This is a genomic window from Kineococcus indalonis, assembly GCF_009906395.1.
GTDB classification, from domain to species: Bacteria; Actinomycetota; Actinomycetes; order Actinomycetales; family Kineococcaceae; genus Kineococcus; species Kineococcus indalonis.
In genome coordinates, this window is record NZ_JAAALM010000295.1 from 1 (window position 1) to 5,144 (window position 5,144).

At 73.6% G+C, this 5,144-nt stretch carries 5 protein-coding genes and 1 pseudogene; 4 read left to right on the top strand and 2 right to left on the bottom strand.

The window, feature by feature from the left end; all coding sequences use genetic code 11:
• Positions 1-373, bottom strand: a 373-nt coding sequence (locus tag GTR00_RS14115; RefSeq protein WP_166612244.1) for an alcohol dehydrogenase catalytic domain-containing protein, incomplete at its 3' end; no start/stop codon positions are given.
• A 309-nt stretch (positions 374-682) separates the two neighbouring features.
• Between GTR00_RS14115 and GTR00_RS14120 the strand changes: the two genes are divergently transcribed.
• From GTR00_RS14120 to GTR00_RS14135, 4 genes are all read left to right on the top strand, one after another.
• A complete protein-coding gene (locus GTR00_RS14120) occupies positions 683-1,603 on the top strand; it encodes a helix-turn-helix transcriptional regulator (RefSeq protein WP_166612245.1) in 921 nt (306 codons plus the stop codon).
• Between the two features lie 16 nt (positions 1,604-1,619).
• Entirely contained in the window at positions 1,620-2,900 is a 1,281-nt protein-coding gene (locus tag GTR00_RS14125; protein WP_205705801.1) for a multidrug effflux MFS transporter, read from the top strand.
• A 58-nt stretch (positions 2,901-2,958) separates the two neighbouring features.
• Complete coding sequence (locus tag GTR00_RS14130) at positions 2,959-4,005, top strand: NAD(P)-dependent alcohol dehydrogenase (protein WP_166612246.1); 1,047 nt, start codon at positions 2,959-2,961, stop codon at positions 4,003-4,005.
• A 371-nt stretch (positions 4,006-4,376) separates the two neighbouring features.
• Positions 4,377-4,661 carry a hypothetical protein gene (locus GTR00_RS14135; RefSeq protein WP_166612247.1) on the top strand — a complete coding sequence of 95 codons (285 nt, stop codon included), beginning with the start codon at positions 4,377-4,379 and terminating at the stop codon, positions 4,659-4,661.
• 107 nt (positions 4,662-4,768) lie between these two features.
• Here GTR00_RS14135 and GTR00_RS14140 read toward each other — a convergent pair.
• A pseudogene (locus GTR00_RS14140) lies at positions 4,769-5,144 on the bottom strand (glycoside hydrolase family 6 protein); the annotation flags it as partial.

Genomic DNA, 5,144 nt, shown 5'->3' on the forward strand with positions numbered 1-5,144 from the left:
CCAGCGGGACCCGCATGCGCTCGGCCTGGGCGGCGCCACCGGTGCCGAGCACCTCGCGGTGCAGGCAGGAGGTCTGGTAGCCGGCGCGGCAGATCTCGCAGGTGTTGTCGGAGGCGAAGAAGGAACCGACGACGAAGTCACCGACGGCGATGTCGTGGACGTCGTCTCCGACCTCCTCGACGACACCGCAGTACTCGTGCCCCATGGGCAGCGGTTCGCTGACCTCGTCCGCGCCGCGGTAGGGCCACAGGTCCGAGCCGCAGATGCAGGTGGCGGCCAGGCGGATGACCGCGTCGGTGGGCTTCTGGATCCTCGGCTCGGGCACGTCCTCGACGCGGACGTCACCAGGGGCGTGCATCACGACACCACGCACAGGTTGCTCCTTCGATCGGGCTCGGCGGATCAGGCACGGTGGACCGGACCGGGTGGACCAGGCCGGGTGGACCGGGCCGGGTGGACCGGACCGGGTGGACCAGGCCGGGTGGACCGGGCCGGAGAGGCCCGGCGCGCTGAGGGCCGAGCCGGTCCTCGCGGGTGCACCACGGCGGTGCACCACGGTCATTGAACGCCCCGGGTGGTGCGGGCCACCCCCGTTCTGCGGTGCCCTGTCGTGGGGTGCACCACCGGTACACCCCACGGCAGTGACTCCCCGCCCCGCGGCGGCGCGCCTAGCGTGGAGGGCGTGGACAACCGCTCCGAGGTCCGGGACTTCCTCACCACCCGCCGGGCCAAGCTCACCCCCGCCGACGCCGGGCTGCCCGACGTGGGACGGCGCCGCGTCCCCGGCCTGCGGCGCGCGGAGGCGGCCGCGCTGGCCGGCATCAGCGTGGAGTACTACGCCAAGCTCGAGCGCGGCGCCCTGGCCGGGGTGTCGGCCTCGGTGCTGGAGGCGCTGGCCCGGGCGCTGCGCCTGGACGAGGCCGAGCGCACCCACCTGTTCGACCTGGCCAGCGCCGCCGACGGCACCAGCGCCCTGGCCCGCCCGCGCCGGCGCTCGACATCGCGCTGGGTCGCCCGGCCGAGCCTGCAGTGGGCGCTGGACGCCTTCAGCGCCGGCCCGGCGATCGTGCGCAACGGGCGGATGGACCTGCTGGCGACCAACACGCTGGGCTGGGCGATGCACTCCTCGATGTACGCCTCCCTCGACGCCGCCGGCGGGGGCACGCACCCGAACTTCGCCCGTTTCACCTTCCTGGACGAGCACTCCCACCGCTTCTACCCCGACTGGGCGACCGCCGCGGCGACCTGCGTGTCGATCCTGCGCACCGAGGCCGGCCGCGACCCGCACGACAAGACCATGCACGACCTCGTCGGGGAGCTGTCCACCCGCAGCGAGCAGTTCCGCGCCCTGTGGAGCTCGCACGACGTGCGCCTGCACGGGGCCGGCACCAAGCGCTTCCACCACGAGGCGGTGGGCGAGCTCGACCTGGCCTACGAGTCGCTGGAGGTGGTCGCCGAACCCGGGCTGACGCTGACGCTGTACGCCGCCGAACCGGCCAGCCCCACCGCCCAGGCGCTGGGCCTGCTGGCGTCCTGGGCCGCCACCGTGCGCTCCACCGACGTCACCACCGCCACCGCCGGCACCTCCTCGCCGACCCTCTGACTCGGAGTCGCACCTCGTGACCACCCGGCCCCGGCCGTCCTCTCCCCCGGCTGTCCGCGCCACCCCGGCCGAGCATCCGCACCCCGTCCCGGCGGCCCTGATCGGCACGGTCGTCCTCACCACCGCCATCGCCCCGCTGGCCACCGACATGTACGTGCCCGCCTTCCCCGACGTCGCGCGCGACCTGGCCACCACCGCCACCGGGGTGCAGCTGACCCTGACCACCTTCTTCGTCGGCATGGCCACCGGTCAGCTCATCGGCGGACCGTTCTCCGACCAGCGCGGCCGGCGCCGGCCCCTGCTGGCCGCCACCGTCCTGATGCTGGCCGCCTCCATCGCCTGCGCGCTGGCACCGACCATCGCGCTCATGGCCGCCGCCCGCTTCGTGCAGGGCTTCGCCGGCGGCTGGGCCATGGTCGTCGCCCGCGCCGTCGTCGTGGACCTGGCCAGCGGCACCCAGCTGGTGCGCGTCCTGAACCTGGTGCAGGGCGTCGGCGGCATCGCCCCGATCGTCGCCCCGCTGCTCGGTGGGGCGATCCTGCAGGTCTCAGGGTGGCGGGCGCCGTTCTGGGTCATCGCCGCCCTGGTCGTGCTCATGATCGTCGTCGTCTTCGCGGTGGTGCCCGAGTCCCTGCCGCCCGAGCGCCGCCACGCGGGGGGCCTGGCCACCTTCGCCCGCGACGCCCGGGCCGTGCTGGGCGAGCGGGACTACGTCGGGTACGTGCTCGTGGCCGCCGCCGCGATGGTCGGGCTGTTCGCCTACGTGGCGACCTCCTCCTTCGTCCTGCGCTCGATGAACGGGCTGTCCCCGCTGGCCTACTCCGTCGACTTCGCCGCCAACGCCGCCGGGATGACGCTGGCCGCGCTGCTGGCCGCGCGCCTGGCCGGACGCGTCCCCACCCGGGCGGTCGTCCTGGTCGGGCAGCTGCTCGCGCTGGCCGCCGGGGTGCTCATGCTCGTCGGTGCCCTGTTCTTCGGCACCCCGCTGGTGGTGGCGGTGGTGTCCTTCTTCACGTTCATGGTCGCCATCGGGCTGCTGTGGGGCAACGCCGGAGCGCTGGCCGCCGAGGCCGTCCCCGAGCACCCGGGCACCGGCTCGGCCGTGCTGGGGATGCTGCAGTGGGGAACGGCCGGGCTCGCCGCCCCGATCGCCGGCCTGGGCGGGGAGGGCACCGCGGTGCCCGTGGCGGTGATGATGACCGCCGGCGCAGCGGTCTCCATCTTCGGCCTGCTCGTCATCGCCCGGTCGCAGCGGCGACTCGCAGGCGGGCAGCGCGTCCTCCCGCACCGGCGCTGAGCCCCGACACCACTCCACGACGAACCCCACGACGAACCCCACGACGAGGAGCACGACCATGACCACGACGGTGAACGCCTACGCCGCCCACGCAGCCGACCAGCCGCTCGCGCCCACGACCATCGAGCGCCGCGAGGTGGGCCCGAAGGACGTGCGCATCGAGATCGAGTTCGCCGGCATCTGCCACTCCGACATCCATACCGCCCGCGGCGAGTGGGGCGCGGTCACCTACCCCATCGTCGTCGGCCACGAGATCGCCGGCGTCGTCGCCGAGGTCGGCCCGGAGGTCACCAAGCACGCCGTCGGCGACCGCGTCGGGGTGGGCTGCATGGTCGACTCCTGCCGCGAGTGCGTCAACTGCCGCCGGGGCCAGGAGCAGTACTGCCTGAAGGGCAACATCCAGACCTACAACGGCATCGGCGTGGACGGGCAGCCCACCGCCGGCGGCTACTCCCAGCAGATCGTCGTCGACGAGGACTTCGTCGTGCGCATCCCCGACGGTCTCGAGCTGCACGTGGCGGCCCCGCTGCTGTGCGCGGGCATCACGCTGTACTCCCCGCTGCGCCACTGGGGCGCCGGCCCCGGCACGAAGGTCGCGATCGTCGGCCTCGGCGGCCTCGGCCACGTGGGCGTCAAGATCGCCGCCGCCCTCGGCGCGGAAGTCACGGTGCTCTCGCAGTCGCTGAAGAAGCAGGAGGACGGCCTGCGCCTGGGTGCGCAGCACTACCACGCCACCTCCGACCCGGACACCTTCACCGCCCTGGCGGGCACCTTCGACCTGATCGTCAACACCGTCAGCGCCGCGATCGACCTGGACGCCTACCTCTCGCTGCTGGCCGTGGACGGCGCCCTGGTCAACGTCGGCGCACCCGCCGAGCCGCTGAGCGTGAACATCTTTTCCCTCATCCCGCAGCGCCGCTCCTTCGCCGGCTCCTCGATCGGCGGCATCGCCGAGACGCAGGAGATGCTGGACTTCTGCGCCGAGCACGGCATCGGCGCCGAGGTCGAGGTCATCAGCGCCGAGCAGGTCAACGACGCCTGGGAGCGGGTGCTGGCCTCCGACGTGCGCTACCGCTTCGTCATCGACGCCGCCACCCTCGCGTGAACACCCACCCGGCGCTGAGCGCGTCCCTGTGCACTGACCGATGCGACTTTGCCAGCTGAGACCACCGCGCCGTGCGCCGTCATCGACCTGACGGTACGAGCTGCAACTGCGCGCCCTGATCGAGAGGATCCGCCGACCGCTGCAGGGTCCGCGCACCGTCGTGGTCGCCACCCCCGAGGGCGGCGGCACCAAGACCACGGCCATCTACGCCTGGCCGCCACGCTCGGCGTCCACCGCGGCAGTGGCGTCCTCGCCTGAGACAACAACGAGACCCGCGGCACCCTCGGCTGGCGCGCGGAGCGCTCCGAGCACACCCGCACCGGCATCGACCTGGCGCGTGACTGCACCAACTGCGCGCCGAGGAGCTGCGCGTGGGGGACCTCGACCGCTACGTGCGCCAGCAGTTCCCCAGCCACTTCGGCATCCTCGCCTCCGACGAGAACCCGGCCTCGTCCGCGCTCATCGACGGCCTGCACGCCGCCAGGAAGGAGGAGGTCGTGGCAGGCGCCATGACCGTCCTCATCGGCAACTCGCAGCAGGGGCGCGCCCAGCGCGAGGCCGACGAAGGTCTCAACCAGCGCCTGTACCGCCACTTCCGCAGCACCACCCGCCAGGCATGGCTGCGGGCGGCCGCGGCCGTGGTCGGTAATCTCTGACCCGCCCCGAGCGCCCGGTCCCTGGGGGGTGCTGACGGCCCGCGTCCGCCCGCTGCCACGGGGAAGGCCCGACCCCTGCGGCGGGCCGGGCCTTCCCCATGCTGCCGTCAGGAGACCGAGGGTTCCTCCGTGTCCGGGGCGTCCCCGGTGTTCTCGGCGTCCTCGGCGTCCTCCGACGTCGACGAGGTCCTGCTGGCGGACGTGAGCACGATGATGGTCGGGTCCGCCCGGCTGGTGACCCTCACGCTGCCGGTGTCTTCCTGCGCCTCGACGGCCTTGGCCGACGCCCGCGGCACGTGCACCTGCGCATCGGCGGTGCCGTCCAGCTGCAGCGTCACCTGCCGGGTGGGCACGTGAAGCGCCTTGCTCGCGTCCGGGTCCCACACCGGTGCCGCCTCCCACAGCGCCACCACGCTCGAGCCGTCGCTGCGGGGCAGGACCACGCTGGTGGTCGCCCCTCCCCCGCCCTGCACCTGCACGCCC

Coding starts and splice junctions, on each gene's coding strand:
- GTR00_RS14130 (WP_166612246.1), top strand. CDS start 2,959: ATGACCACGACGGTGAACGCCTACGCCGCCCACGCAGCCGACCAGCCG.